Raw genomic sequence first — 23,881 nt, forward strand, 5'->3', positions numbered from 1 at the left:
GTTCGCGCAACACCCGGTTGACGTGCGGGGGCAGGCCGTACGGCCCGAAAGGGGACGCTCCGGCTGGGCGGACCGGGTGGTCCTGGCCCGCTGCCGCGTTGCGTCGCACCGCTCTGGGCGCGCACCATCGGAGCCTGACCGGGAACCGCGGGGAGCGGACAGCCGCCCCCCACGACGACGGGCGGCCGCCATGACCACACGGGTAGCAGCGACGGTGCCGGCCCCGGCGACCGAGGGCACCGCCCCGCCCGCCGGGGGCGCACCCCGGCGCGGACTGGTGCTGGGCGGCGGCGGGATGCTCGGCGCGGCCTGGACGGTCGGCGCGCTGTGCGCCGTCGAGGAGGCCACCGGGCGACAGCCGGGCGGGGCCGACGTCCTGCTCGGCACCTCGGCGGGCGCGATCCTCGCGGCGATGCTGGCCGGCGGCGTCCGGCCCGAGCAGCTGCGCGACCACCAGCGCGGCCTGCCGATCACCGAGGGTCCGCTGGCCGGGGTCGACTTCGACTACGACACCGCCGTCGGCGGTGCGCTGCCGCCCCGCCCGCGGGCCGGCATCGGCTCGCCGGGCCTGCTGCGCGACGCCGTCCGGCACCCGCGGGAGTACCCGCTGTTGACCATGGTCTCGGCGATGGCGCCGCACGGCCGCGGCTCGCTGGCGCCGGTCGGCGAGCTGGTGCGCGGCCTGCTCGGCCCGGGCGGCCGGCCGGACCCGGACCCGGACCCGGACACGAACGCAGGTGCGGGCGCGGGCGAGGCCGCCGGGGCGGCGGCGTGGGCGGCGGGCTCGCCGCTGCGGGTGGCCGCCGTGGACTACCGCAGCGGCCGCCGGGTCGTTTTCGGCGACCCGGACGCCCCGGCGGTCGCGGTCGCCGACGCCGTGATGGCCTCCTGCGCGATCCCCGGCTGGTTCGCGCCGGTGCGCCTGAACGGCTCGGCGTACGTGGACGGCGGCTGCTGGTCGGCCACCAACGCCGACCTGATGCTCGGGCGCGGGCTGGACGAGGTGTACGTGCTCGCCCCGATGGCCCTGCGGCTGGACCGGCGGGCCGACAGGGCAGCCGGGGCCGAACGGTCCGGCCCGGCCGGGCGCGCCACCCTGGCCGCGCTGCGCGAGTGGCGCGACCGGGACCGCCCGCGCGGCGTGCTGGCGCAGCTGGTCAGCCGCTACCGCCGCGCCGTCACCCGCCAGCTGCTGCGCGAGGCCGCGCTGCTGCGGGCCGAGGGCGTCCGGGTGCGGCTGCTCGCGCCGACCCTGGCGGACCTCGCCGTGATGGGCCCGAACCTGATGGACCCGGCCCGCCGCGGCGCCGTCCTGGAGAGTGCCCTGCGGACCAGCCGGGAGGCGCTGCGGGCCGCGCGGTGACCGGCCGGGCAAGCCGCACCGCAGGTGATCACGGGAGCCCGGCGGCGCTTATTCTTGGGGCGCCGGGGAATCCGTTCCGCTGGACGGACCCGGCGGACGGACCCCGCTGGACCGAACCGGAGAGTGTCACCGATGCGCGTGTACCTGCCCACCACCCTGACCGGCCTGGCGGCGGCGCACGAGGGCGGCGCCCTGGAGCAGTCCGCGGCGTACGCCGTGACGCCCGCGCTGCGCGAGTGGTACGTCAGCGACGACATCGAGGAGCTGGAGTACGCGGCGCTGAACCGGGCCGCCCAGGCCTCGCTGCGGCTGCTGGCCGCCGACCCGGACGCCCCGCGCCGCCGGGTCGTGGTGGCGCTGGACGTGGCCGACGCGTCCGTACGGCCCTTCCCCGGCGACGAGTACCAGGACCAGGCCTCGCTCGGCCGGGTGCTGCTGGCCGGTCCGGTGCGGCTGGCCAAGGCGGCCGCGGTGCACGCGGACGTGTCCGACGACGAGGTGGTCACGGACGTCGCGGCGGCGGTGGCGGCGGTGGCCGCGGCCGACGCGGGCGACCAGGACGCCCAGTTCACCGTGGACGGCGCCGAGGACCACGACCTGCTCTGGTTCGCGACCCAGGAGATCCCCGCGCTGCTGGCGTGAGCGGGCGCGGCGGGCGGGCCTGCCGGGGCGGGTGCGTGAGCTGAGTCCTACCGGCGGGTCGGTGCCCGGCGTTACCGTTGTGCTCCGTGCGCACTCACATCGTTTGGGACTGGAACGGCACGCTCTTCCACGACATGGAAGCGGTGCTCGGGGCGAGCAACGCCGCGTTCGCGACCATCGGCGTCGGGCCGATGAGCCTGCAGGAGTACCGGGAGCAGTACGAGATACCGATCCCGCGCTTCTACCAGCGGCTGCTCGGCCGGGAGCCCTCCCGGGAGGAGTGGCTGGAGCTGGACGACGCCTTCCACCAGCGCTACCGCGAGCTGAGCGCGTCCTGCGGCCTGACCGAGGGCGCCCGTGAGCTGGTGGCCGACTGGCAGGCGGCCGGGCACAGCCAGTCGCTGCTGTCGATGTACGTGCACGAGAACCTCGTCCCGCTGGTCGAGACCTTCGGCCTGACCGGCCACTTCCTGCGGGTGGACGGCCGCAGCGGCCCGGCGGGCGGGCAGAAGGCGGAGCACCTCGTCCGGCACCTGGCCGCGCTCGGCGAGGAGGTCGACCCGGCCCGTACGGTGTTGATCGGGGACGCTGCGGACGATGCCTTGGCGGCGCTGAGCGTGGGCGCGCACGCGGTGCTGTACACCGGTGGTTCGCACACGCGCGAGAAGCTGGAGCCGGTCGGCGTCCCGGTGGTGGACACCCTGGCCGAGGCGGTGGAGCTGGCGGGCCGGATCGCCGGCTGAGCGGCCCCGGGCGGCCCCGGGCGGCCCCGGGCGGACCCGGGCTGAACCGGGCGGCCCCGGGCGGACCCGGGCGAGATTCTGAGCCGACCCGGGCCGAGCCGGGCGGCGCGCGGCAGTGGCGGGCGCCACGTCCGCCGTCCGCGTGTCCGGGCGGGCGGATCGGTCTGCCGTTGGTCAGGCTGGAGCGACAGACGAGCCAGCAGGACGGAGCCGCCATGCCCATCGACGCAGTCACCGAGGTGCCGACCCCGGTCAACGAGCCGGTGCACGCGTACCGGCCCGGCAGCCCGGAGCGGGAGCGGCTGGTGCGGCGGCTGGACGAGTTGGCGGCCGAGCAGGTCCCGCTGCCGATGGTCATCGGCGGCGAGCAGCGCTTCGGCGGCGGCGAGCGGATCGAGGTCGTCCAGCCGCACCACCACGCGGCCAAGCTGGGCGTGCTCGGCAACGCCACCCGGGAGGACGCACGTGCGGCGGTGGACGCGGCGCTGGCGGCCGGGCGGCAGTGGCGCTCGCTCTCCTTCGACGACCGCGCGGCGGTCTTCCTGCGCGCCGCCGACCTGCTCTCCGGGCCCTGGCGGGAGACGCTCAACGCGGCCACCATGCTGGGCCAGTCCAAGACCGTGCAGCAGGCCGAGATCGACTCCGCCTGCGAGCTGATCGACTTCTGGCGGTTCAACGTCCACTTCGCCCGGCAGATCCTGGCCGACCAGCCGCTCTCCTCGCCCGGGGTGTGGAACCGCACCGACCACCGCCCGCTGGAAGGTTTCGTCTACGCGATCACCCCGTTCAACTTCACCGCGATCGCCGGCAACCTGCCCACCGCCCCCGCACTGATGGGCAACACGGTGGTCTGGAAGCCCGCGCCGACCCAGATGCTGGCCGCCCACCACCTGATGCGGCTGCTGGAGGCGGCCGGCCTGCCGCCCGGGGTGATCAACCTGGTGACCGGCGACGGCCTGCAGGTCTCCCCGGTGGCGCTGGCCGATCCGGCGCTCGCCGGGCTGCACTTCACCGGCTCCACCGCCACCTTCCGGTCGCTGTGGCAGGCCATCGGCGCCAACATCGGCGGCTACCGCACCTACCCGAGGATCGTCGGCGAGACCGGCGGCAAGGACTTCCTGCTGGCCCACCGCTCGGCCGACCCGGAGATCCTGCGGACCGCGCTGATCCGCGGCGCCTTCGAGTACCAGGGCCAGAAGTGCTCCGCGCTCTCCCGCGCCTACCTGCCGCGCAGCCTCTGGCAGCGGATCAAGGACGAGTTCCTGGCGGAGGTGGACGCGCTCGCGGTGGGCGACGTGACCGACCTGTCCAACTTCATGGGCGCCCTGATCGACCGGCGCGCCTTCGAGAAGAACCGGGAGGCGATCGACCGCGCCAAGGCCGATCCGACGATCGAACTGGCGGCCGGAGGCCAGTACGACGATGCGATCGGCTGGTTCGTCCGGCCGACCGTCCTGGTCTCCTCCGACCACCGGGGCGAGATCTTCCGCACCGAGTACTTCGGCCCGATCCTGGCCGTCCACGTGTACGAGGACTCCCGCTGGGACGACGTGCTCCGGCGGGTCGACGGCGGCGCCCCGTACGGCCTGACCGGCTCGGTGATCGCGCAGGATCGTTACGCCATCGCGCAGGCCGTGGAGGAGCTGCGCTTCGCCGCCGGGAACTTCTACATCAACGACAAGCCGACCGGTGCCGTGGTCGGCCAGCAGCCCTTCGGCGGCGGCCGGGCCTCCGGGACCAACGACAAGGCCGGTGCCGCCCAGAACCTGCTGCGCTGGACCTCGGCCCGGTCGATCAAGGAGTCGTTCGTCCCGCCGACTCACCACGGATACCCGCACATGGGCTGAGAGTGAACATCAGCCTCCGGTTTGGACATGCTGTCCAGGACGGACCCGACATCCTGCAGGTTTGCGCCTACCTGTCCCTGTCCACCTTCGATTGATCCGGTTAGGCTGGCTGGCGTCGTCGGGTGGCTTGCAGGACGAACGTGTCGTCCTACCCACTGGGAGGACGTTTCATGCGTGCCATGAGCCCCTTTCAGTCGGATGGTGCGGCAGGATTGCGGCTGACCCGTCGGTGTACATCCACACACCACCGAGTCACGCAACGGCGCGCGACAGGAGCCAAGAAGTCATGCAGACCAAGCTGGACGCAGCCAAGGCCGAACTGCTCAAGAAGGCAGCCGCAGCCGCTGAGAACAGCCAGGTGGGGGGAGCGGCGCCGGGGGAGGGTCTGAGCAACGGCGCTCTGACCGCGTACCTGCACCACTACTACCTCCACACCGCGCCCGAGGACCTGGTCGACCGCGACCCGGTCGACGTCTACGGTGCGGCCGCCTCCCACTACCGCCTTGGGCTCAAGCGCCCCCAGGGCACGGCCGAGGTGCGGGTCCACACCCCCTCGGTCGAGGAGAACGGCTGGTCCTGCGGCCACACGGTGGTCGAGGTGGTCACCGACGACATGCCGTTCCTGGTCGACTCCGTCACCAACGAGCTGTCCCGCCAGGACCGCGCGATCCACATCGTGATCCACCCCCAGCTGGTCGTCCGCCGTGACATCACCGGCAAGCTGCTGGAGATCCTGGACGTCGACGCCTGCTCCCGCAGCCAGGCCGCCGGCGCCGAGTGGCCGGCCGACGCGACCGTCGAGTCGTGGATGCACATCGAGATCGACCGCGAGACCGACCGCGACGACCTGCGCACCATCGAGGCCAATCTGCGCCGCGTGCTCGGCGACGTCCGCGAGGTCGTCGAGGACTGGGGCAAGATGCGCGAGAGCGCGCTGCGCCTGGCCGACGAGCTCGCCGAGCAGCCCCCGACCGGCCTGTCCGAGCAGGAGGTCGGCGAGGCCTGGGAGCTGATGCGCTGGCTCGCCGACGACCACTTCACCTTCCTCGGCTACCGCGAGTACGACCTCGTCGAGCACGAGGGCGAGGAGGTCCTCAAGGCCGTCGCCGGCACGGGCCTGGGCATCCTGCGCTCCGACCCGCACAGCCACGACGACCGCCACCACTCGGTCAGCGAGGCCTTCGGCCGGCTCTCCGCGCCGGTGCGCGCCAAGGCCCACGAGAAGAAGGCCCTCGTCCTCACCAAGGCCAACAGCCGCTCCACCGTGCACCGCCCGGCCTACCTGGACTACGTCGGCGTCAAGAAGTTCAACGCCGCCGGCGAGCCGATCGGCGAGCGCCGCTTCCTCGGCCTGTTCTCCTCGGCCGCCTACACCGAGTCGGTCACCCGCATCCCGGTCGTGCGCCGCAAGGTCCAGGCGGTGCTGGACGAGTCCGGCTTCTCCAGCGAGAGCCACGACGGCCGCGACCTGCTGCAGATCATGGAGACCTTCCCGCGGGACGAGATCTTCCAGACCCCGGCCTCCGAGCTGCTCTCCATCGCCACCAGCGTGCTCTACCTGCAGGAGCGCCGTAAGCTGCGCCTCTTCCTGCGCCAGGACGAGTACGGGCGCTACTTCTCCGCGTTCATCTACCTGCCGCGCGACCGCTACACCACCCGGATCCGGCTGCTGCTCACCGACATCCTCAAGGAGGAGCTGAGCGGCGCCACCATCGACTACACGGTGTACGCCACCGAGTCGGTGCTGACCCGCCTGCACTTCGTGGTCCGGGTCGCCCCGGGCACCGAGCTGCCGCACCTCACCGACAGCGACGTCGAGCGGATCGAGAACCGCCTCGCCGAGGCCGCCCGGTTCTGGATGGACGGCTTCCACGACCAGCTGCACCTCGAACTGGGCGAGGAGAAGGCCGCCGAGCTCGGCCACAAGTACGCCAACGCCTTCCCCGACGGCTACCGCGCCGACTTCCCGCCGCGCACCGCCGTCGCCGACATCAAGCAGATCGAGTCGCTGCACGGCGAGGGCGACTTCCGCCTCAACCTGTACCAGCCGGTCGGCGCCGGCGACGACGAGCGCCGCTTCAAGATCTACCGGGTCGGCGGCCCGATCTCGCTCACCGAGGTCCTGCCGGTGCTCCAGCGCCTGGGCGTCGAGGTGCTGGACGAGCACCCGTACGCGCTGCGCCGCTCCGACGGCACCACCGCGTGGGTGTACGACTTCGGCCTGCGGCTGCGCGAGGCCACCGACCTCACCGACGAGGCCCGCGAGCGCTTCCAGGAGACCTTCGCCGCCACCTGGACCGGCAAGGCCGAGAACGACGGCTTCAACGAGCTGGTGCTGACCGCCGGGCTGACCTGGCGCCAGGCGATGATGCTGCGCGCGTACGCCAAGTACCTGCGCCAGGCGGGCTCCACGTTCTCCCAGGACTACATGGAGGACGCGCTCCGCAACAACACCCACACCACCCGCCTGCTGGTCAACCTGTTCGAGGCCCGGCTCAGCCCGAGCCACCGTTCGGGCGCCCTGGAGCTGACCGAGGGCATCCTGGAGGAGCTGGACGGCGCCCTCGACGAGGTCGTCTCGCTGGACGAGGACCGCATCCTGCGCTCCTTCCTGAACCTCATCAAGGCCACCCTGCGGACCAACTTCTTCCAGCACACCGCGGACGGCCAGTGGCACCCCTACGTGTCGATGAAGTTCGACCCGAAGGCCGTCCCGGACCTGCCGGCCCCGCGCCCGGCTTTCGAGATCTGGGTCTACTCGCCGCAGGTCGAGGGCGTGCACCTGCGCTTCGGCAAGGTCGCCCGCGGCGGTCTGCGCTGGTCCGACCGGCGCGAGGACTTCCGCACCGAGATCCTGGGCCTGGTCAAGGCGCAGATGGTCAAGAACACCGTCATCGTGCCGGTCGGCGCCAAGGGCGGCTTCGTCGCCAAGCAGCTGCCGGACCCGTCGGTGGACCGCGACGCCTGGCTGGCCGAGGGCATCTCCTCGTACAAGACCTTCATCTCGGCGCTGCTGGACATCACCGACAACCTGGTCGGCGGCGAGGTCGTGCACCCGGCCGACGTGGTCCGCCACGACGAGGACGACACCTACCTGGTCGTCGCCGCCGACAAGGGCACCGCGACCTTCTCCGACATCGCCAACGGCGTCGCGGAGTCGTACGGCTTCTGGCTCGGCGACGCGTTCGCCTCCGGCGGCTCGGCCGGCTACGACCACAAGGGCATGGGCATCACCGCCCGCGGCGCCTGGGAGTCGGTCAAGCGCAACTTCCGCGAACTCGGCGTCGACACCCAGACCGAGGACTTCACCGTCATCGGCATCGGCGACATGTCCGGCGACGTCTTCGGCAACGGCATGCTGCTCAGCGAGCACATCCGCCTGGTCGCCGCCTTCGACCACCGCCACATCTTCCTCGACCCGAACCCGGACGCGGCCACCTCGTACGCCGAGCGCCGCCGCCTCTTCGACCTTCCGCGCAGCTCCTGGGACGACTACGACAAGTCGCTGATCTCGGCCGGCGGCGGGGTGCACCCCCGCTCGGCCAAGTCGATCCAGCTGACCCCGCAGGTGCGGGCCGCGCTCGGCATCGAGGAGAGCCGCCTCACCCCGGCCGAGCTGATGAAGGCGATCCTGCAGGCTCCCGTCGACCTGTTCTGGAACGGCGGCATCGGCACCTACGTCAAGGCCTCCAGCGAGACCAACGCCGAGGTCGGCGACAAGTCCAACGACGCCATCCGGGTCAACGGCGAGCAGGTCCGGGCCCGGGTCATCGGCGAGGGCGGCAACCTCGGCTGCACCCAGCTCGGCCGCATCGAGTACGCGGCCACCGGCGGCCCGGAGGGCACCGGCGGCTGGATCAACACCGACGCGATCGACAACTCCGCCGGTGTGGACACCTCGGACCACGAGGTCAACATCAAGATCCTGCTCAACCAGGTCGTCGCCGAGGGCGACATGACGGTCAAGCAGCGCAACGCCCTGCTGGCCGAGATGACCGACGAGGTCGGCCGCCTGGTGCTGCGCAACAACTACGCGCAGAACGTGGTGCTGGCCAACGCCGTCGCCCAGGCGCACAGCATGGTCAACGTCCACGCGCGGATGATCAACCGCTTCGAGGCGGCCGGCCGGCTCGACCGGGCGCTGGAGTTCCTGCCCACCGAGCGGCAGATCCGCGACCGCCAGCAGGGCGGCCGCGGGCTCTCCCAGCCCGAGATGTCCGTGCTGCTCGCCTACACCAAGATCATCCTGGCCGACGAGCTGCTCGCGACCGACCTGCCCGACGACCCGTACTTCCGCACCGCGCTGCACGACTACTTCCCGAGCGCGCTGCGGGCCCGGTTCGCCGACGCGATCGACAGCCACGCGCTGCGCCGCGAGATCATCACCACGCTGATCGTCAACGACACGATCAACCGCGGTGGCTGCACCTTCGCCTTCCGCCTGAAGGAGGAGACCGGCGCGACCTACGAGGAGATCGCCCGGACGCACACCGCCGCGCGGGCCGTCTTCGGCCTGGAGGAGATCTGGGGCGAGATCGAGGGCCTGGACAACCAGGTCCCCGCCCGGGTGCAGACCAAGATGCGCCTGCACTCGCGCCGCCTGGTCGAGCGCGCCACCCGGTGGATGCTCAACAACCGCCGCCAGCCGCTCGACATCGCCGGCACCATCGAGTTCTTCCACGACCGGATCAAGCAGGTCTGGGGCTCGCTGCCCAAGCCGCTGCGTGGCGAGGACCTGGCCTGGTTCGAGTCGGTGTACGGCGAACTCGCCGCCGCCGGCGTGCCGGAGGAGCTCGCCACCCGGATCGCCGGCCTCTCCTCGGTCTTCCCGACCCTGGACATCACCGAGGTCGCGGACCGCTCCGGCAAGGACGTCGCCGAGGTCGCCGAGCTCTACTACGACCTGGGCGACCGGCTGCAGATCTCGCACCTGCTCGACCGCATCATCGAGCTGCCCCGCACCGACCGCTGGTCGTCGATGGCCCGGGCCGCGATCCGTGAGGACCTCTTCGCGGCGCACGCCGCCCTGACCGCCGACATCCTGGCCTGCGGCCCCGAGGGCGCCACCCCGGAGGAGCGCTACACCGCCTGGGCGGAGCTCAACGCGACCCTGCTGAACCGGGCCAAGAGCACCCTCGACGACATAAGGGGTTCGGACAACTACGAGCTGTCCAGCCTCTCGGTCGCGATGCGTGTCATCCGCACCCTGCTGCGCACCGGCTCGATGCGCTGACGGACGGCTCCTGTTGCCGGCGGGCCCGCGTCCTTCCTCGGACGCGGGCCCGCCGCATTCACGCGGTGACGAGGGGCCCGCGCCCGCGCAGGGCTGCGCGGGCGCGGGCGGCGCCGCTGGGGGTGGCGGCTGCCCCGGTGCCGACGGCGGGGGTTCTCGTGCCGAGGCCTGCGCAGGAGCGGCAGATCCCGGGGCGGGGCACCGGGTCGTGGCAGCGGCCGCACTCGGCGTAGGAGGCCGGTGGGGGCGCCGATCGTTCGGGTGGCAGCTTGCGTTGCAGGCGATCGCGGAGGATCGCCGCCGGGGAGTGCATCGGTTGCGGCAACCCGGGGAGCAGCGCGTGGGCCAACTCGGCTTCGCTGCAGCCCCGTTCCAGCCAGTGGGTGACGAGGGGCGCGAGTTGTCGGGCCTCGGCCTCGCCGAGGCGCAGACGCGGTTCGGGTCGGATCGCCCGGAAGAGCGTTGCTACCGCTTTACGGGTCTGTTCGTCCGGGAGGGTGGGTTCTTCTGCCGGGTTCTTTACGGAAGGGACGACAGTGCGGCCGGTGCCTCGTTCACCGGCGGCCGGACGGGGGACAACCGGTGCCGCCGACGTGAGCTGCGGGGTGTCGAAGACGTGGGCCTCGGAGCGGACGGTGCCGTTGGGCAGCCGGACGGTGTCGACGCGGTAATACCCGGCGTCCTTCAGCTCTTTGAGCGCGCGGCGTACGGCGCCGCGCCCTTGCGTGCTGGTGTCGGCCATCTGTCGGCCGTCCTCACGCCAGCCGTTCGGGCGGGAGAGCAGATCGGCGAGGAGGCCGCGAGCGGTGAAGCTGAGGCGGCGGTCCTGCAACAGGCCGTTGGGAAGCACGGTGAAAGAGCGCGCGTGAGCGCTACGATGAATCTGCATTGGGAGTCCTAGCTCCTGTGCCGGACCCCGGGGTGTTCCAGCACCGCCGGGGTCTCCTATGTTCTGTTGATGATGCGGAAAGTAGCACATCAACTACACGGAGTGCGAACCGTTTGCCAAAGGCGGACAACGGTGACAGGACACTGTTTCACCTCTCCGACAGGCAGGCGAGCCGCGCCCGTAGCGCTTCTCGCCGAGCCCGCCTACTCAGGGTCCCCGATCGTCCTGAGTCTCCGTGAGAATGTCAGAGAAGCCTGTTCTCGACCCGCACTCACGAACGCTCCGGAGCTGCCCCAGTGACGAGCAACACCGCACAGCAGGACGCCGCAGTCGCCGACAGGATGATCCTCGCGAACAGTGCCTACGCCGACGGGCGCCACCTGGCCGCCCGCCAGTCCATCTACCGATGGCAGCACCCGCAGTACGACCTGCCCGGGATCGCCGTCGAAGAGCTGACCGACACCAGCGGCACCGTCCTTGATGTTGGCTGCGGCAACGGCAAGTTCGTCAGCCGCCTGCACACGGACCGCCCGGATCTCCAGGTCGTCGGGATGGACATCTCGGCGGGCATCCTTGCCGACGTCGAAAAGCCGGTCCTGGTGGCCGACGCCCAGGCGCTGCCCTTCGCCGACGACAGCGCGGACGCCGTCCTGGCCCTGCATATGCTGTACCACGTAAGTGACATCGAGGCCACGATCAAGGAACTAGCCCGCGTTCTCCGGCCCGGCGGTGTGCTCATCGCCTCGACCAACAGCGACACCGACAAGCGGGAGCTGGACCGGCTCTGGGCCAGGGCCGCAGGAGACGTCCTCGGGATTCCCGAGGGGCCGGCGCGGGTCTCCCTCAGCTCCCGCTTCTCCCTGGAGAAGGCCCCCAGTTACCTCGGGACGGTGTTCAAGGACATCCGGGTGCGGGAACTTCCCGGCACCATCGAGATCACCGACCCAGCGCCGATCGTTGCCCACCTGGCCTCCTACGAGGCGTGGGCCGACCAATGCGGCGTCCCGTTCCACGAGACCGTCAGTCGGGCGGCGGAGATTGCTGCCATCACGATTGCGGCCGAGGGGTCGTTCAAGATCACATGCCTTGGCGGCATCCTGATCTGTCACCCCTGACAGGAGAGGGCCGGTCCGCTACACCGGGCCGCAGGGCGTGATCAAGACCGTTCGCCTGAGTCGGCGCTCCTCGCGCTTCGTCGGCGGAGTCGTTTCGTCATGGCGTATGCCGGTCTCGCATTCGCACCGGCCAGTTCCCGTCTCGCTGCCCCGCCGGATGCGTCCGGCGGGGCAGCGAAGCGCAGCAGCAATCAACCCGCAGCTCTCCTCCCTTCTGCGCAGGAAGTCGGTCTGGTCGACTTCCTGCGCAGAAGGGAGCCAGCCAATGCCGTCGCCGCTTCGGCACGGCCGAAGCGGCGACGGGGTGATAGGGGCGCTGAATCCACACACCAGTCGCCTTTTCTTGCCGCCCCCGGACGTGTCCGGCGGGCGGCAAGACATCAATCCCGTTGCTGTCCAAACCACGGTGGGTCGCTGTTGTTTCTCGCATTACCGGGCGGATGAGGAGTGTTGATCGGCGCTTGTTTCGGCGGCCCTGGCCACCCTTGGCCGGGGCCGCCGTTGCTTTGCGGTTCGTGGGAGGGCTGGGCGGGTGGGACACCTGGTGTTCGGGCGGGCCCGTGTCTTCCGACACGGGCCCGCCCGTAGGAGAGGTGTAGGCACCGGCTTTGTTGCTGACCGCTCAGCGGGCGGCGGCGCGTTGGAGGGCGCTGGCCAGGAGGGCGAGGTCGGTGGGGCCGTTGCCGAGTTCGCGGACCGGGCGGCGGGCGGGTGGGGCGCCGAGCTGGAGGGGGTCTATCGCGACGACGGTGGGCCGCAGGGTCGCCGTGCGGGGGATGCGGCCGCTGATCCGGGCGGCCTGGAAGGCGGTGACGCCGCCGTCGGGGAGGCGGAGGTAGCCGCGGCCGGGGGTGTCCTCGGGGAGGGCGGCCGCGTCGCCGAGGTGGATCAGCAGGTCGGAGTCGGCCGGGTCGTCGGTGCGCAGCGCGATCCGGAGCAGGGCGGCCTCGTCGACCTCGGTGCCGGCGCTCTCCTCCGGGCGGCCGGTGGCGACCGCGAGGTGGATGCCGAGCGGGCCGCCGCGCCGGGCGACGGCGGCGAGGGCGCGGGCGAGCGGGCGGCCGGCCGGGGAGGTGGGGGAGAGCAGGGCGTCGTAGTCGTCGACGACGACGACGAGGCGGGCGGGGACGGCAGAGGAGGGGGTGGCGGCCGGCCGGGCGTCGGAGGAGCCGCGCGGCGAGATGATCCGGGGAGCGGAGGCCGAGCCGGCGCCCACGGTGGCGGGAACGGGGACCTGCGGGCGGTCGGTGTCCAGGCTGTGCCCGTCCAGGATCCGCGCCGCGTGCCAGGAGGCGAAGTCCAGGCCGTCGAACAGCCGCTCCCGCAGGGTGAGTTCGTCCTCCAGCGCCTCGGCCGCGAGCAGTGCGGCGCGCGGGTCGGTGGCGGCGTTCACCAGGCCGGTGACGTGCGGCAGTTCGGTGCAGCCGTCGAGGCCGTCCTCGGTGGCCCGGCCCTCGATGAGCGTGACGGCGAGCCGTTCGGGGCGTTCGGAGACGGCGAGCGAGGCGACCAGGGTGCGCAGCAGTTCGGTCTTGCCGGAGCCGCGGGCTCCGCCGATCAGCAGGTGCGGGCCGCCCGGGTCGGGGGAGGGGAGGGACAGCTCGGGGTCGGCCAGGTCGAGGGTGCACAGCTCGTCCCGAGTGGTGCCGAGCAGGGCGGTGGCGGCGCCGATGCCGCCCGCGTGCGCGGCCCAGCGGGCGGACAGCTTGGCGGGGGTGACGGTGTCGAGCTGCAGCAGGTCGAGCAGGCGCAGCGCGTCGGGCAGCGGGCCGCGGGCGGCCGGGGTGGCCTCGCGCAGCGGGGCGAGGACGCGGGCGAGCCGCTCGGCCCAGGCGTCGGAGACGGCGTCCAGCGAGACCTCGTGCAGGGTCTCGCGGCCGCGGGCGACCGGGCGGTCGAGCGAGAGCTGGGTGCCGACCTCGCCGGTGATCAGGGCGGTGGCGCCGAGGCCGCGGGGGAGCAGTTCGGGCTGCTCGGCGAGGCAGACCGGGAAGATGCCGACCGCCGGGCCCTGGCGCAGCAGCAGGTCGAGCGCCTGCCGGGCGGTCTCGGTGGCCGGGCGGCCGTCCACCACGACCACGGTGGCGGGGTGGCCGCCGAGGCCGCTCGGTCCGCTGAGCCGGGCGGTGAGCTCGGTCAGCCGGGCGGTGGCCTGTTCGTCGTCGAGGCCGACCAGCAGGCGGCAGTCCTGGCCGTCGACCGGGCGCAGGTGGGGCAGCCACAGGGCCCAGGCCCAGGTGTCGACGCGTTCCTCGGGGGTGCGGGTCGGGTCGGCGTCGACCACGACCAGGCTCAGGCCGGTGGGCGGGTGCAGCGCGGCGAGCTGGGCGACGACGGCGCGGGTGAGGGCGTCGAGGCGTTCGCGCGGGCCGCTGAGGCCGAGGCTGCCGGCGGTCTGCAGGTCGAGGGTGACCGGGACGGCGGGCAGCAGCGTGCCGGGCGTGGTGCCGGGGCCGCCGGGGCGGTCGGCGGTGCCCAGCCGCAGGGTGAGCGCGTCGGGATGGCCGGGGCCGCGCTCCCACAGCCGGGGGCCGGGGCCGACGGCGTTGAGCAGCAGGGTGGCGAGGTCGGGCCAGCGTTCGCGCTGGGCGGCGGTCTGGCGCTGCCGGATGGCCGCGTGGTGGCGTTCGGCGCTCTCCTGACCGGGCGGTTCGGCGGCGCGGCCGGGCAGCAGGGAGAACAGGCCGCGGCCCCGGCCGGGTACGGGCTCGGGGGCGGTGGGCGGTTCGACCACCGGCGGTGAAGGGCGGGCCGCGGGGCCGGGGGCGGCGAGCTGGAGGTGGCCGTGGCCGTCGGGTAGGGCGGTACGGGCGGCCGCCGCGGTGTCGGCCGCGGCGGGGGCGGCCACCTGGAGGGTGGACTCGCCGATCCGCAGCAGGGCGCCGGGCTCCAGCGGGACGGCGGCCTCGGGCGGGCCGGGCGGGACGAGCCGGCCGTCGAGGGCGGTGCCGTTGGTGGAGCCGAGGTCGCGGACGGAGACCCGGCCGTCCTCGGCGAGGTGCAGGGAGAGGTGCAGCCGGGAGACGTCCGGGTCGTCGAGCGGGACGTCGGCCTCGCCGGAGCGGCCGATCCGGATCTCCCGGCCGTGCAGCCGGTGCACGCCGCCGGCGTCCGGGCCGCCGACCACGCGCAGTTCGGCGGCGGCGGGGGTGTCGTCGGGATCGTCGGCGGTCGGGTCGGGCTCGTTGAGGCTGAGGACAGCTCCGTCGAGCAGCGGGGGGTGGCCGAGCAGGGTGTGCTCGTCCACCCGGTGCGCCCCGGCGTAGAGGTGCACGTGGGTGGCGGCCCGCGGCCCGCGCACGCCGACGGCGCCCGCGAGGGCGCCCGCGATGGCGCCGAGCGCGGTGCCGACGGGCGCGGTGACCAGCACGTCCACGTAGGGGATGGCGGAGCCGGCGGCGGTCGGGCCGCTGCGCGGTCGGAGGACGGTCAGCCGGATCTGCATCTCGCCCGCGGGTCCCTTCTGCTGATGTGAAGCCTGGTACCGCTGCCCGGCGCCGTCGTGGACGCACCGGGCGGCCGCGGCGGCCCCGTTGGGCCACACGAGTGGCGAGTGTCCATCCTGCCATCCGGCACGGACGGTCCGCGCACGGTACCGGATTTGACGATCTTGCGATCATCGCCATGGTGGAGGCGACGGTGGGTCAGGTCAACCGCCGCCCCGAAGGCCCCCTGAGCAGCCCTGCGAGCGGCTCCGGGGACTCCCCTAGGGGATGTCCCCCAACCCTGCTCCGATGCCCTGCCGGTCACCCCGAAAACCCGAACGGACACCGTTAGAGTGGCCGCAGACACGGGCCCGGCAGGCTCACCGCACCGGCGGAGGAGCGCCCCGCGCGGGCGGCACGGCGAGGAGTGCGACAGGTGCGGCCAGTCGGCAGCAAGTATCTGCTGGATGAGACCCTCGGGCGGGGTGCGACCGGCACCGTCTGGCGCGGTGTGGTGCGCGAGGACGTCCAGGTGCCGGGCAGCGAGCCCGGGCAGCGGGTGGCGATCAAGGTGCTGCGCGAGGAACTGGCGGCCGACCCGGACGTCGTGATGCGCTTCCTGCGCGAGCGCTCGCTGCTGCTGCGGCTGAGCCACCCCAACATCGTCCAGGTCCGCGACCTGGTCGTCGAGGGCGAGCTGCTGGCCCTGGTGATGGACCTGGTCGAGGGCCCCGACCTGGCCCGCTACCTGCGCGCCAACGGCCCGTTCAGCCCGATCGCGGGCGCCCTGCTGATGGCCCAGGTCGCGGACGCGCTGGCGGCCAGCCACGCGGACGGGATCGTCCACCGCGACCTCAAGCCGGCCAACGTGCTGCTCGCCTCCACGGTCGTGGACGGCGTCGAGCAGATGCACCCGCTGCTGACCGACTTCGGCATCGCCCGCCTCGCCGACTCCCCGGGCGTCACCCGCACCCACGAGTTCGTCGGCACTCCCGCGTACGTCGCGCCGGAGTCCGCCGAGGGCCGCCCGCAGACCTCCGCGGTGGACGTGTACGGCGCCGGGATCATGCTGTACGAGCTGGTCACCGGCCGCCAGCCGTTCCAGGGCGACAGCGCCCTCGCCGTCCTCCAGGCCCACCTGGCGCAGGAGCCGCAGCGGCCCAGCACGATGCCCGAGCCGCTGTGGACGGTGATCGAGCGCTGCCTGCGCAAGGACCCGGCCCAGCGGCCCGGTGCCACCGCGCTGGCCCGCGCCCTGCGGGTGGTCGCGGCCGGGGTCGGCGTGCACGCCTCCCCGGCGGCGGTGGACGAGGCGCTGGCGGTCGCCGCCCTGCTGCAGCCGGACCCGCGGCCCACCGTCGTCCCCGGCACCGTCCCGGCCGTCCCCGGGGTGCTGCCGGGCACCGAGGACCGCACCCAGGTGCTGCCGCAGACCGGCCCGGGCGCCCCGCAGTACGACCCGGCCGGGGCGACCCGGGTGATGGGCACCCAGCCGCCGCCCGCACCCCCGTACGGCGCCGAGGACCGTACCCGGGTGATGCCGCCCACCGCCGTCCCGCCGCCCCCGCCCGTGGCGCCCGGCGGACCCGCGGCGCCGGCCGCGCCGAAGGAGGAGGCGCCGCACCCGTGGCAGACCCAGCTGCGCGCGGCCCGCGACCGCAACCAGCAGACCCAGGTCGGCTACTTCGGCCCGCAGGACTACGAGGAGTACGACGAGCCGCAGGTCGCCCCGCCGCCCTACCAGGCCGGCCAGGGCGCCCCGCCGCCGTACCGCGGCGCCCCGGGCGGCCAGCCCGGCCACCAGCCGCAGCCGCCGGCCGGCTACCGCCAGGCCCCGCCGCCGCCCGGCTACGCGCAGCGCCCGCCGGTCGCCCCGCCGCCCTACCAGGCGGGCCAGGGCGGCCAGGGCGGTCAGGCAGGCCGGGCAGGACAGGCGGGCCAGGGCGGCCAGGCCGGCCCGCCCGGAGGCCGACCGCAGCCGCCGGGCGGCTACCGGCAGGCCCCGGACGGGTACGGCCGCCGGCCGGGCGGGTACCCGCCGCCCCCGCCCGCCGCGGCGCCGCGCCGGGCCGAGCCGCCCGCACCGCAGTACCGGGAGGCCCCGCCGCGCCGCGAGGAGCCGCGCGAGCCGGCCCGCCGCGAGTCCGCGCCGGCCCGCGAGCCGCGCCCGCGCAGCCGCAACCGGATGTACATCCCGGGGCTCGGCTGCCTCAAGGGCTGTCTGATGGTGCTGCTGGTGCTGGCGCTGGCCTCGGTGGCGCTGTGGAACTTCACGCCGCTGCCGCACTACTGGGACAACGTGGTGGGCTGGTACGACACCGCGCGCGACTGGGTGAGCAGCGTCTTCGGAAAATAGGACAGGACGGCGAAGGACGGCGAAGGACCGCGGGGGAGCACGGGGATGGGAACACGGGGGAGCCGGGTGGGCACGGCGCTGACGGGCGCCGTGCTCGCGGTGGCGGGGCTGCTGCTGCCGGCCGGTCCGGCAGCGGCGGCGGAGGTGTCGCACTGCCGTCAGTACGAGACCGTCCCGGTCGCGGGCGGCCGGTACGTGGTGGACAACAACAACTACGGCGGGGCCCGCCAGTGCCTCGGGACGGACGGCCGGGCCGGGTTCACCGTGCAGTCCTCCGAGGCGGCCGGGAGCCCGCCGGCCGGGCCGGTCGCCTACCCGGAGATCTTCGACGGCTGCCACTGGGGCACCTGCAGCACGGGCAGCGCGCTGCCGGTGCGGGTCTCGGAGCTGGGGCGGGCCACCAGCAGCTGGTCCACCACGCTGCCCGCCCAAGGCGACTTCAACGTGGCGTACGACCTGTGGTTCAACACCGGCGCGACCACCCCGGCCGCCAACGGCCAGCCGGACGGCGCCGAGCTGATGGTCTGGCTGGACCGCCGCCCGGCGTCGGCCGGCCCTGCGGGGAGCACCGCCGGCATCGGCGGCGCCGGCTACACCAGCTGGCAGCTCACCATCGCCGCCAACGGCCGGCAGTGGCCGATGGTCGCCTACCAGGCGCAGACCCCGGTCACCTCGGTCACCGACCTCGACCTGCGGGCCTTCGTCCGGGACGCGGTGGCCCGCGGGGTGGTCAAGCCGGAGTGGTACCTGATCTCGGTGGAGGCCGGCTTCGAGGTCTGGCGCGACGGCGCCGGCCTGCGCACGGAGTCCTTCGCCACCGACGTCCGGCCCGGCCGCCCGGTGGGCCCGGTCGGTGCTCCCGGCGGCCGCTGCCTGGCCGACCTGCCCGGCGGAGCCTCGGACGGCCCCGAGCCGGTGGCGCTGCTGGACTGCGACGGCTCGCCCGCCCAGCAGTGGAGCGTGGAGATCGACGGCACGATCCGTCAGGGCGGCAAGTGCCTGGGCACCGACGGCAACCGGGCCTCGCTCAACCCCTGCAACGGCTCGCCGTACCACGTGTGGCTGGTGGGCATGGCCGGCGCGCTGTGGAACCAGGGCGCCCAGGGCTGCCTGCGCGATCCGGCGGACGGCACCGCGCCGGGCGGCGGCGCCGACCTGGCCGGCTGCGACGGCTCGACCGGGCAGCGCTGGACCCTGCCGGACTCGGTGGGCTGATCCGGGCCCGGGCCCGGGCCCGGGAACGCGCCGGGACCGGGACCGCACGGCAGGATTGACGCTTTGTCGACAATCCACGAGATTTCTCGCCCGCGAGTCCCGGTCCGGGCCCCTCAGGCGGCCCGCACAGGGGGTCGGGGCGCGTAGGTTGGTCGCTGTTGTCCCGCCCCACCGAGCGCCCCGGACCCCCGGAGCGCTCCCGCGCCGCCCACGGAGCAGCATTGGCACGCAAGATCGGCAGCCGGTACACCGTCCACCAGGTGATCGGCCGGGGTTCGGCCGGGACGGTCTGGCTCGGTGAGGGGCCCGACGGCCCGGTGGCGGTCAAGCTGCTGCGCGAGGACCTCGCCGCCGACCAGGTGCTGGTCGGCCGCTTCGTCCAGGAACGCACCGCGCTGACCAGCCTCGACCACCCCCGGGTGGTCGGCGTGCGCGACATGGTCGTGGACGGCAGCGACCTCGCCCTGGTGATGGAACTCGTCCAGGGCACCGACCTGCGCTCCCGGCTGGAACGGGACGGCGCGCTGCCGCCGCAGACCGCCGCCTCGATCATCGCCGACGTCGCCGACGGCCTGGCCGCCGCGCACGCGGCCGGGATCGTCCACCGCGACGTCAAGCCGGAGAACGTCCTGCTCGACCTCGCCGCCGCCCCCGGCCCCGGCGGCGCCCCGCGCGCCAAGCTCACCGACTTCGGCGTGGCCCGCCTGGTCGACGCCCCGCGCCGGACCCGCGCCACCCGGATCATCGGCACCCCCGACTACCTCGCCCCCGAGATCATCGAGGGCCTGGAGCCGCGCGCCGCCGTCGACATCTACGCCCTCGCCACCGTCCTGTACGAGCTGCTGGCCGGCTCCACCCCGTTCGGCGGCGGCCACACCGGCGCGGTGCTGCGCCGGCACGTGACCGAGCAGGTGCCGCCGATCCCCGGCCTGCCCGACGGGCTGTGGCGGATCATCTCCGAGTGCCTGGCAAAGGCCCCCGCCTCCCGGCTGCGCGCCGCCGAGCTGGCCGCCCGGCTGCGCGAGCAGCTGCCTTCGCTGGCGGGCCTGCCGGTGCTGGCCGTGCCCACCCAGGGCCGCGCCCCGGCCGAGGAGCAGCTGACCCCCGGCGAGGCCGTCTACGCCGAGATCGACGCCGGCCCGGGCACCCACAAGCGCCGCCGCGGCCCGGCCGTCCCGCTGGTGCCCGGCGCCGCCCCGGACTCCACCCGGGACACCCACACCAGCCTGCGCCGCCCGTCCGCCGAGGAGCTGGCCGCGTACGCCGCCGAGTCCCGCGCCCAGCGCACCGCCCCGGGCCACCGCCGGGACCGCCAGGCGCTGCTGCGCCGCCGCCGGATGCTGGCCGTCCTGCTGGCCACCGTCCTGCTGCTGGCGGGCGCCGCGGCGGCCTGGACGGCCTTCGCGGCGACCACCCCGGACCACGGCAACCCGAACCGTCCGGCCGTCCACAGCACCGCCCCGCGGGCTCCGTAGCGCCGGGCGGACCGGGGGTGTCGTCATGACCACCCCCGGAACCATTACCCTGGGGGCGTGGCAGCCGTCGATCCTTCCGAAGAGCTCAAGAACCTCGATACGACCATGGGGTCGATCGAGGCCGTCCTCGACCTGGACAAGATCCGGGCCGACATCGCGGTCCTGGAGGAGGAGGCAGCCGCCCCCAACCTGTGGGACGACGTCGCGAATGCGCAGAAGGTGACCAGCCGGCTCTCCTTCCTCCAGGGCGAACTGCGCCGCGTCGAGGGCCTTCGCAGCCGCATCGACGACCTGGGCGTGCTGTTCGAGCTGGCCGAGGCCGAGGACGACGCGGACACCCGCGCCGAGGCCGAGGCCGAGCTCGTCTCGCTCCAGAAGGCGGTCGAGGAGCTGGAGGTCCGCACCCTCCTGTCCGGCGAGTACGACGCCCGCGAGGCGCTGATCAACATCCGTGCCGAGGCCGGTGGCGTGGACGCCGCCGACTTCGCCGAGCAGCTGATGCGCATGTACCTGCGCTGGGCCGAGCGGCACGGGTACCCCACCGAGGTGTACGACACCTCGTACGCCGAAGAGGCCGGCATCAAGTCCGCGACCTTCACCGTGAAGGCGCCGTACGCCTACGGGACCCTCTCCGTCGAGCAGGGCACCCACCGCCTGGTCCGCATCTCGCCGTTCGACAACCAGGGCCGCCGGCAGACCTCCTTCGCCGGTGTCGAGGTCCTTCCGGTCGTCGAGCAGTCCGACCACGTCGACATCGACGAGGGCGACCTGCGCGTGGACGTCTACCGCGCCTCCGGCCCCGGCGGCCAGGGCGTCAACACCACCGACTCGGCGGTGCGCATCACGCACCTGCCGACCGGCATCGTGGTCTCCTGCCAGAACGAGCGCTCGCAGATCCAGAACAAGGCGTCCGCGATGAACGTCCTCCAGGCCAAGCTGCTGGAGCGGCGCCGTCAGGAGGAGAAGGCGGCGATGGACGCGCTCAAGGACAGCGGCAGCTCCTGGGGCAACCAGATGCGCTCCTACGTCCTGCACCCGTACCAGATGGTCAAGGACGTGCGCACGGCGTACGAGGCGGGCAACCCGCAGGCCGTGCTGGACGGCGACATCGACGGCTTCATCGAGGCAGGCATCCGCTGGCGCAAGCAGCGCGAGACCAGCGCCGAGTAGACACCGAAACACGAGGAAGGCCCCCGACCGCAGCGGTCGGGGGCCTTCTCGTACGTCTCCTGGTCGTCAGGCCAGCGCCTGCCGCGCGATCAGCGCCACCGCGAGCAGCCCGGCCAGCAGGGCCAGCAGCAGCGCGGGGGAGAGCGCGGCGAACGGCCCCTGCTGCTCCTGCAGCCGGGCCCGGTTGGCGCGGCACACCGGGCAACGCCCGTCGCTGACGCGGCCGTTGCAGTTGGCGCACACCAGATGGTCGCAGGTCATGCGATCTCCTCCTCGCTGCTACAGCCAACGCGCCGGACGGGGCTTTGGTTCCCGTTCTTGCCCTGTACGGGGGAGCGGCCGGACACGGTCGCTTCCTCCACTCTGCCAGGTTCCGGCGGTTCCGGCTCCCGGGCTGTGAGATGCCTCGCAATATTCCGGGCATAACCGGACATTCTCCCCCAGGTTTCGCGTGCTGTCCTGGGCGGCCCCTGCGGGCCGGTTCTCGATTCGCGTATGGTCCCAGACCGGGAGCGGCCCTCTGCGCTCCTTTCGCCCGCCCCAGGACCGGGCCTCCGGGGCGGATCGACCGAGGACTGGCGCCGCCTAGGATGGCCTCCGTGATGCAGCCGTGATCAGATTCGACAACGTCTCCAAGACCTATCCCAAGCAGAACCGTCCCGCCCTGGACAACGTCTCGCTGGAGATCGAGAAGGGTGAGTTCGTCTTCCTGGTCGGCTCGTCCGGCTCGGGGAAGTCCACCTTCCTGCGCCTGTGCCTGCGCGAGGAGCGCCCCAGCACGGGCGCGGTGCACGTGCTGGGCAAGGACCTCGGCAAGCTGTCCAACTGGAAGGTGCCGCACATGCGCCGCCAGCTGGGCACCGTGTTCCAGGACTTCCGCCTGCTGCCCAACAAGACGGTCGCGCAGAACGTCGCCTTCGCCCTGGAGGTGATCGGCAAGCCCAAGAGCGCCATCAACAAGGTGGTGCCCGAGGTGCTGGAGCTGGTCGGCCTCGGCGGCAAGGAGGACCGCATGCCGGGCGAGCTCTCCGGTGGTGAGCAGCAGCGCGTGGCGATCGCCCGGGCGTTCGTGAACCGGCCGATGCTGCTGATCGCGGACGAGCCCACCGGCAACCTCGACCCGCAGAACTCGGTCGGCATCATGAAGCTGCTCGACCGCATCAACCGCACCGGCACCACGGTGCTGATGGCCACCCACGACCAGGCCATCGTCGACCAGATGCGCAAGCGCGTCATCGAGCTCGACAAGGGGCTGCTCGTCCGCGACCAGGCCCGCGGCGTCTACGGGTACCAGCACTGACCGCCCAGCGCTGACCGACCAGCGCTGACCCGTGGGGCCGCCGGCCCGAACCGCCCGACCGAGCAGTACCGACCCTGGAGTTGTTTCCCGCATGCGTGCCCAGTTCGTCCTGTCGGAGATCGGTGTGGGTCTCCGACGCAACCTGACGATGACGATCGCGGTCGTCGTCAGTGTCGCGCTCTCCCTCGCTCTCGCCGGTTCCTCGCTCCTGGTCCGCGACCAGGTGAACTCCATGAAGGGGTACTGGTACGACAAGGTCGAGGTGAGCATCTACTTCTGCACCAAGGCGGACGCCCGCAACTCGCCCCAGTGCGACAAGGGTGCGGCCACCGACCAGCAGGTCCAGGACATCAAGGACCAGCTGGACAAGATGACCTCGGTGGTCCAGTCGTCCACCTACGAGAGCTCCCCCGAGGCGTACAAGCACTGGAAGGAGATGAACCCGGACAACCCGCTCATCTCCGTCCTGGGCCCGGACGCCATGCCGCAGTCCTGGCGGGTCAAGCTCAACGACCCGACCAAGTACGACGTGATCCAGAGCGCCTTCGCCGGGAAGCCCGGCGTGAAGTCGGTCGAGGACCAGCGGAAGATCCTGGAGAACCTGTTCGGCCTGCTCAACGGCCTGCAGACGGCGGCGTTCGTGATCATGGTGCTGATGCTCTTCGTCGCGCTGCTGCTGATCGTCAACACCGTCCGGGTGTCGGCCTTCAGCAGGCGGCGCGAGACCGGCATCATGCGCCTGGTCGGTGCCTCGAACTTCTACGTCCAGATGCCGTTCATCGCCGAGGCCGCGTTCGCCGCGCTGCTCGGCGCGGCGATGGCCTCCGGACTGCTGGTCGCCGGGCACTTCTTCGTCCAGAACTGGCTGGCCGACCGGGTGCAGTTCATCCACTTCATCGGCCTCGGCTCGGTGCTCGCGGTGATACCGCTGCTGGTCGTGGTGGGCATGGGCATGGCCGGCATCGCGGCGTTCTTCACGCTGCGCAAGTACCTCAAGGTCTGACCCCGGACGACCCGGCGGCCCCGGACGGCACTGCGCCGTCCGGGGCCGCCGGCGTTTCGCGCTCCGCCGTTCCGGCCCGTCGCGCGCGGGGCGGTGTCTACACTC

At 73.2% G+C, this 23,881-nt stretch carries 15 protein-coding genes; 12 read left to right on the top strand and 3 right to left on the bottom strand.

What is annotated here, in order from left to right; translation table 11 throughout:
- Positions 1–190 precede the first annotated feature (190 nt).
- From CRP52_RS20190 to CRP52_RS20210, 5 genes are all read left to right on the top strand, one after another.
- Positions 191–1,363: a patatin-like phospholipase family protein gene (locus tag CRP52_RS20190; RefSeq protein WP_179852861.1), complete on the top strand. Its 1,173-nt coding sequence runs from the start codon at positions 191–193 to the stop codon at positions 1,361–1,363.
- A 132-nt stretch (positions 1,364–1,495) separates the two neighbouring features.
- Positions 1,496–2,005, top strand: a complete 510-nt coding sequence (locus CRP52_RS20195; protein ID WP_097237683.1) for a DUF6912 family protein — start codon at positions 1,496–1,498, stop codon at positions 2,003–2,005.
- A gap of 86 nt (positions 2,006–2,091) precedes the next feature.
- Positions 2,092–2,748, top strand: a complete 657-nt coding sequence (locus CRP52_RS20200; protein ID WP_257032704.1) for an HAD family hydrolase — start codon at positions 2,092–2,094, stop codon at positions 2,746–2,748.
- A 221-nt stretch (positions 2,749–2,969) separates the two neighbouring features.
- On the top strand, positions 2,970–4,595 hold the full coding sequence (pruA, locus tag CRP52_RS20205; protein WP_097240213.1) for an L-glutamate gamma-semialdehyde dehydrogenase: 1,626 nt from the start codon (positions 2,970–2,972) through the stop codon (positions 4,593–4,595).
- A 286-nt stretch (positions 4,596–4,881) separates the two neighbouring features.
- The gene (locus tag CRP52_RS20210) at positions 4,882–9,828 is read left to right on the top strand and encodes an NAD-glutamate dehydrogenase (RefSeq protein WP_097237685.1); all 4,947 of its coding nucleotides are present in this window, start codon (positions 4,882–4,884) and stop codon (positions 9,826–9,828) included.
- Between the two features lie 58 nt (positions 9,829–9,886).
- On the opposite strand, the gene CRP52_RS20215 is transcribed toward CRP52_RS20210, so the two are convergent.
- Complete coding sequence (locus tag CRP52_RS20215; RefSeq protein WP_257032705.1) at positions 9,887–10,678, bottom strand: hypothetical protein; 792 nt, start codon at positions 10,676–10,678, stop codon at positions 9,887–9,889.
- 335 nt (positions 10,679–11,013) lie between these two features.
- Between CRP52_RS20215 and CRP52_RS20220 the strand changes: the two genes are divergently transcribed.
- Positions 11,014–11,832, top strand: a complete 819-nt coding sequence (locus tag CRP52_RS20220; RefSeq protein ID WP_257032706.1) for a class I SAM-dependent methyltransferase — start codon at positions 11,014–11,016, stop codon at positions 11,830–11,832.
- A 622-nt stretch (positions 11,833–12,454) separates the two neighbouring features.
- On the opposite strand, the gene CRP52_RS20225 is transcribed toward CRP52_RS20220, so the two are convergent.
- Entirely contained in the window at positions 12,455–15,277 is a 2,823-nt protein-coding gene (locus CRP52_RS20225) for an FtsK/SpoIIIE domain-containing protein (protein ID WP_097240216.1), read from the bottom strand.
- Positions 15,278–15,693: 416 nt separating this feature from the next.
- Here CRP52_RS20225 and CRP52_RS20230 point away from each other — a divergent pair, with 416 nt between their 5' ends.
- The 4 genes from CRP52_RS20230 (at position 15,694) to prfB (ending at position 21,473) form a co-directional block, all read left to right on the top strand.
- Entirely contained in the window at positions 15,694–17,613 is a 1,920-nt protein-coding gene (locus CRP52_RS20230) for a serine/threonine-protein kinase (RefSeq protein ID WP_097237687.1), read from the top strand.
- A 45-nt stretch (positions 17,614–17,658) separates the two neighbouring features.
- On the top strand, positions 17,659–18,828 hold the full coding sequence (locus CRP52_RS20235; protein ID WP_097237688.1) for a GH12 family glycosyl hydrolase domain-containing protein: 1,170 nt from the start codon (positions 17,659–17,661) through the stop codon (positions 18,826–18,828).
- 221 nt (positions 18,829–19,049) lie between these two features.
- Complete coding sequence (locus tag CRP52_RS20240; RefSeq protein ID WP_097237689.1) at positions 19,050–20,303, top strand: serine/threonine-protein kinase; 1,254 nt, start codon at positions 19,050–19,052, stop codon at positions 20,301–20,303.
- A 57-nt stretch (positions 20,304–20,360) separates the two neighbouring features.
- Positions 20,361–21,473: a peptide chain release factor 2 gene (prfB, locus tag CRP52_RS20245; RefSeq protein WP_097237690.1), complete on the top strand. Its 1,113-nt coding sequence runs from the start codon at positions 20,361–20,363 to the stop codon at positions 21,471–21,473.
- Positions 21,474–21,539: 66 nt separating this feature from the next.
- Here the strand turns inward: prfB and CRP52_RS20250 are convergent, their stop codons facing one another.
- Entirely contained in the window at positions 21,540–21,734 is a 195-nt protein-coding gene (locus CRP52_RS20250; RefSeq protein WP_097237691.1) for a hypothetical protein, read from the bottom strand.
- A gap of 349 nt (positions 21,735–22,083) precedes the next feature.
- Here CRP52_RS20250 and ftsE point away from each other — a divergent pair, with 349 nt between their 5' ends.
- The gene (gene ftsE / locus CRP52_RS20255) at positions 22,084–22,773 is read left to right on the top strand and encodes a cell division ATP-binding protein FtsE (RefSeq protein ID WP_030059730.1); all 690 of its coding nucleotides are present in this window, start codon (positions 22,084–22,086) and stop codon (positions 22,771–22,773) included.
- A gap of 91 nt (positions 22,774–22,864) precedes the next feature.
- Positions 22,865–23,776, top strand: a complete 912-nt coding sequence (gene ftsX, locus CRP52_RS20260) for a permease-like cell division protein FtsX (protein WP_097237692.1) — start codon at positions 22,865–22,867, stop codon at positions 23,774–23,776.
- Positions 23,777–23,881 lie beyond the last annotated feature (105 nt).

Origin of the sequence: Streptomyces sp. 1331.2, from assembly GCF_900199205.1 — a bacterium.
In the GTDB taxonomy this organism is placed as follows: domain Bacteria; phylum Actinomycetota; class Actinomycetes; order Streptomycetales; family Streptomycetaceae; genus Kitasatospora.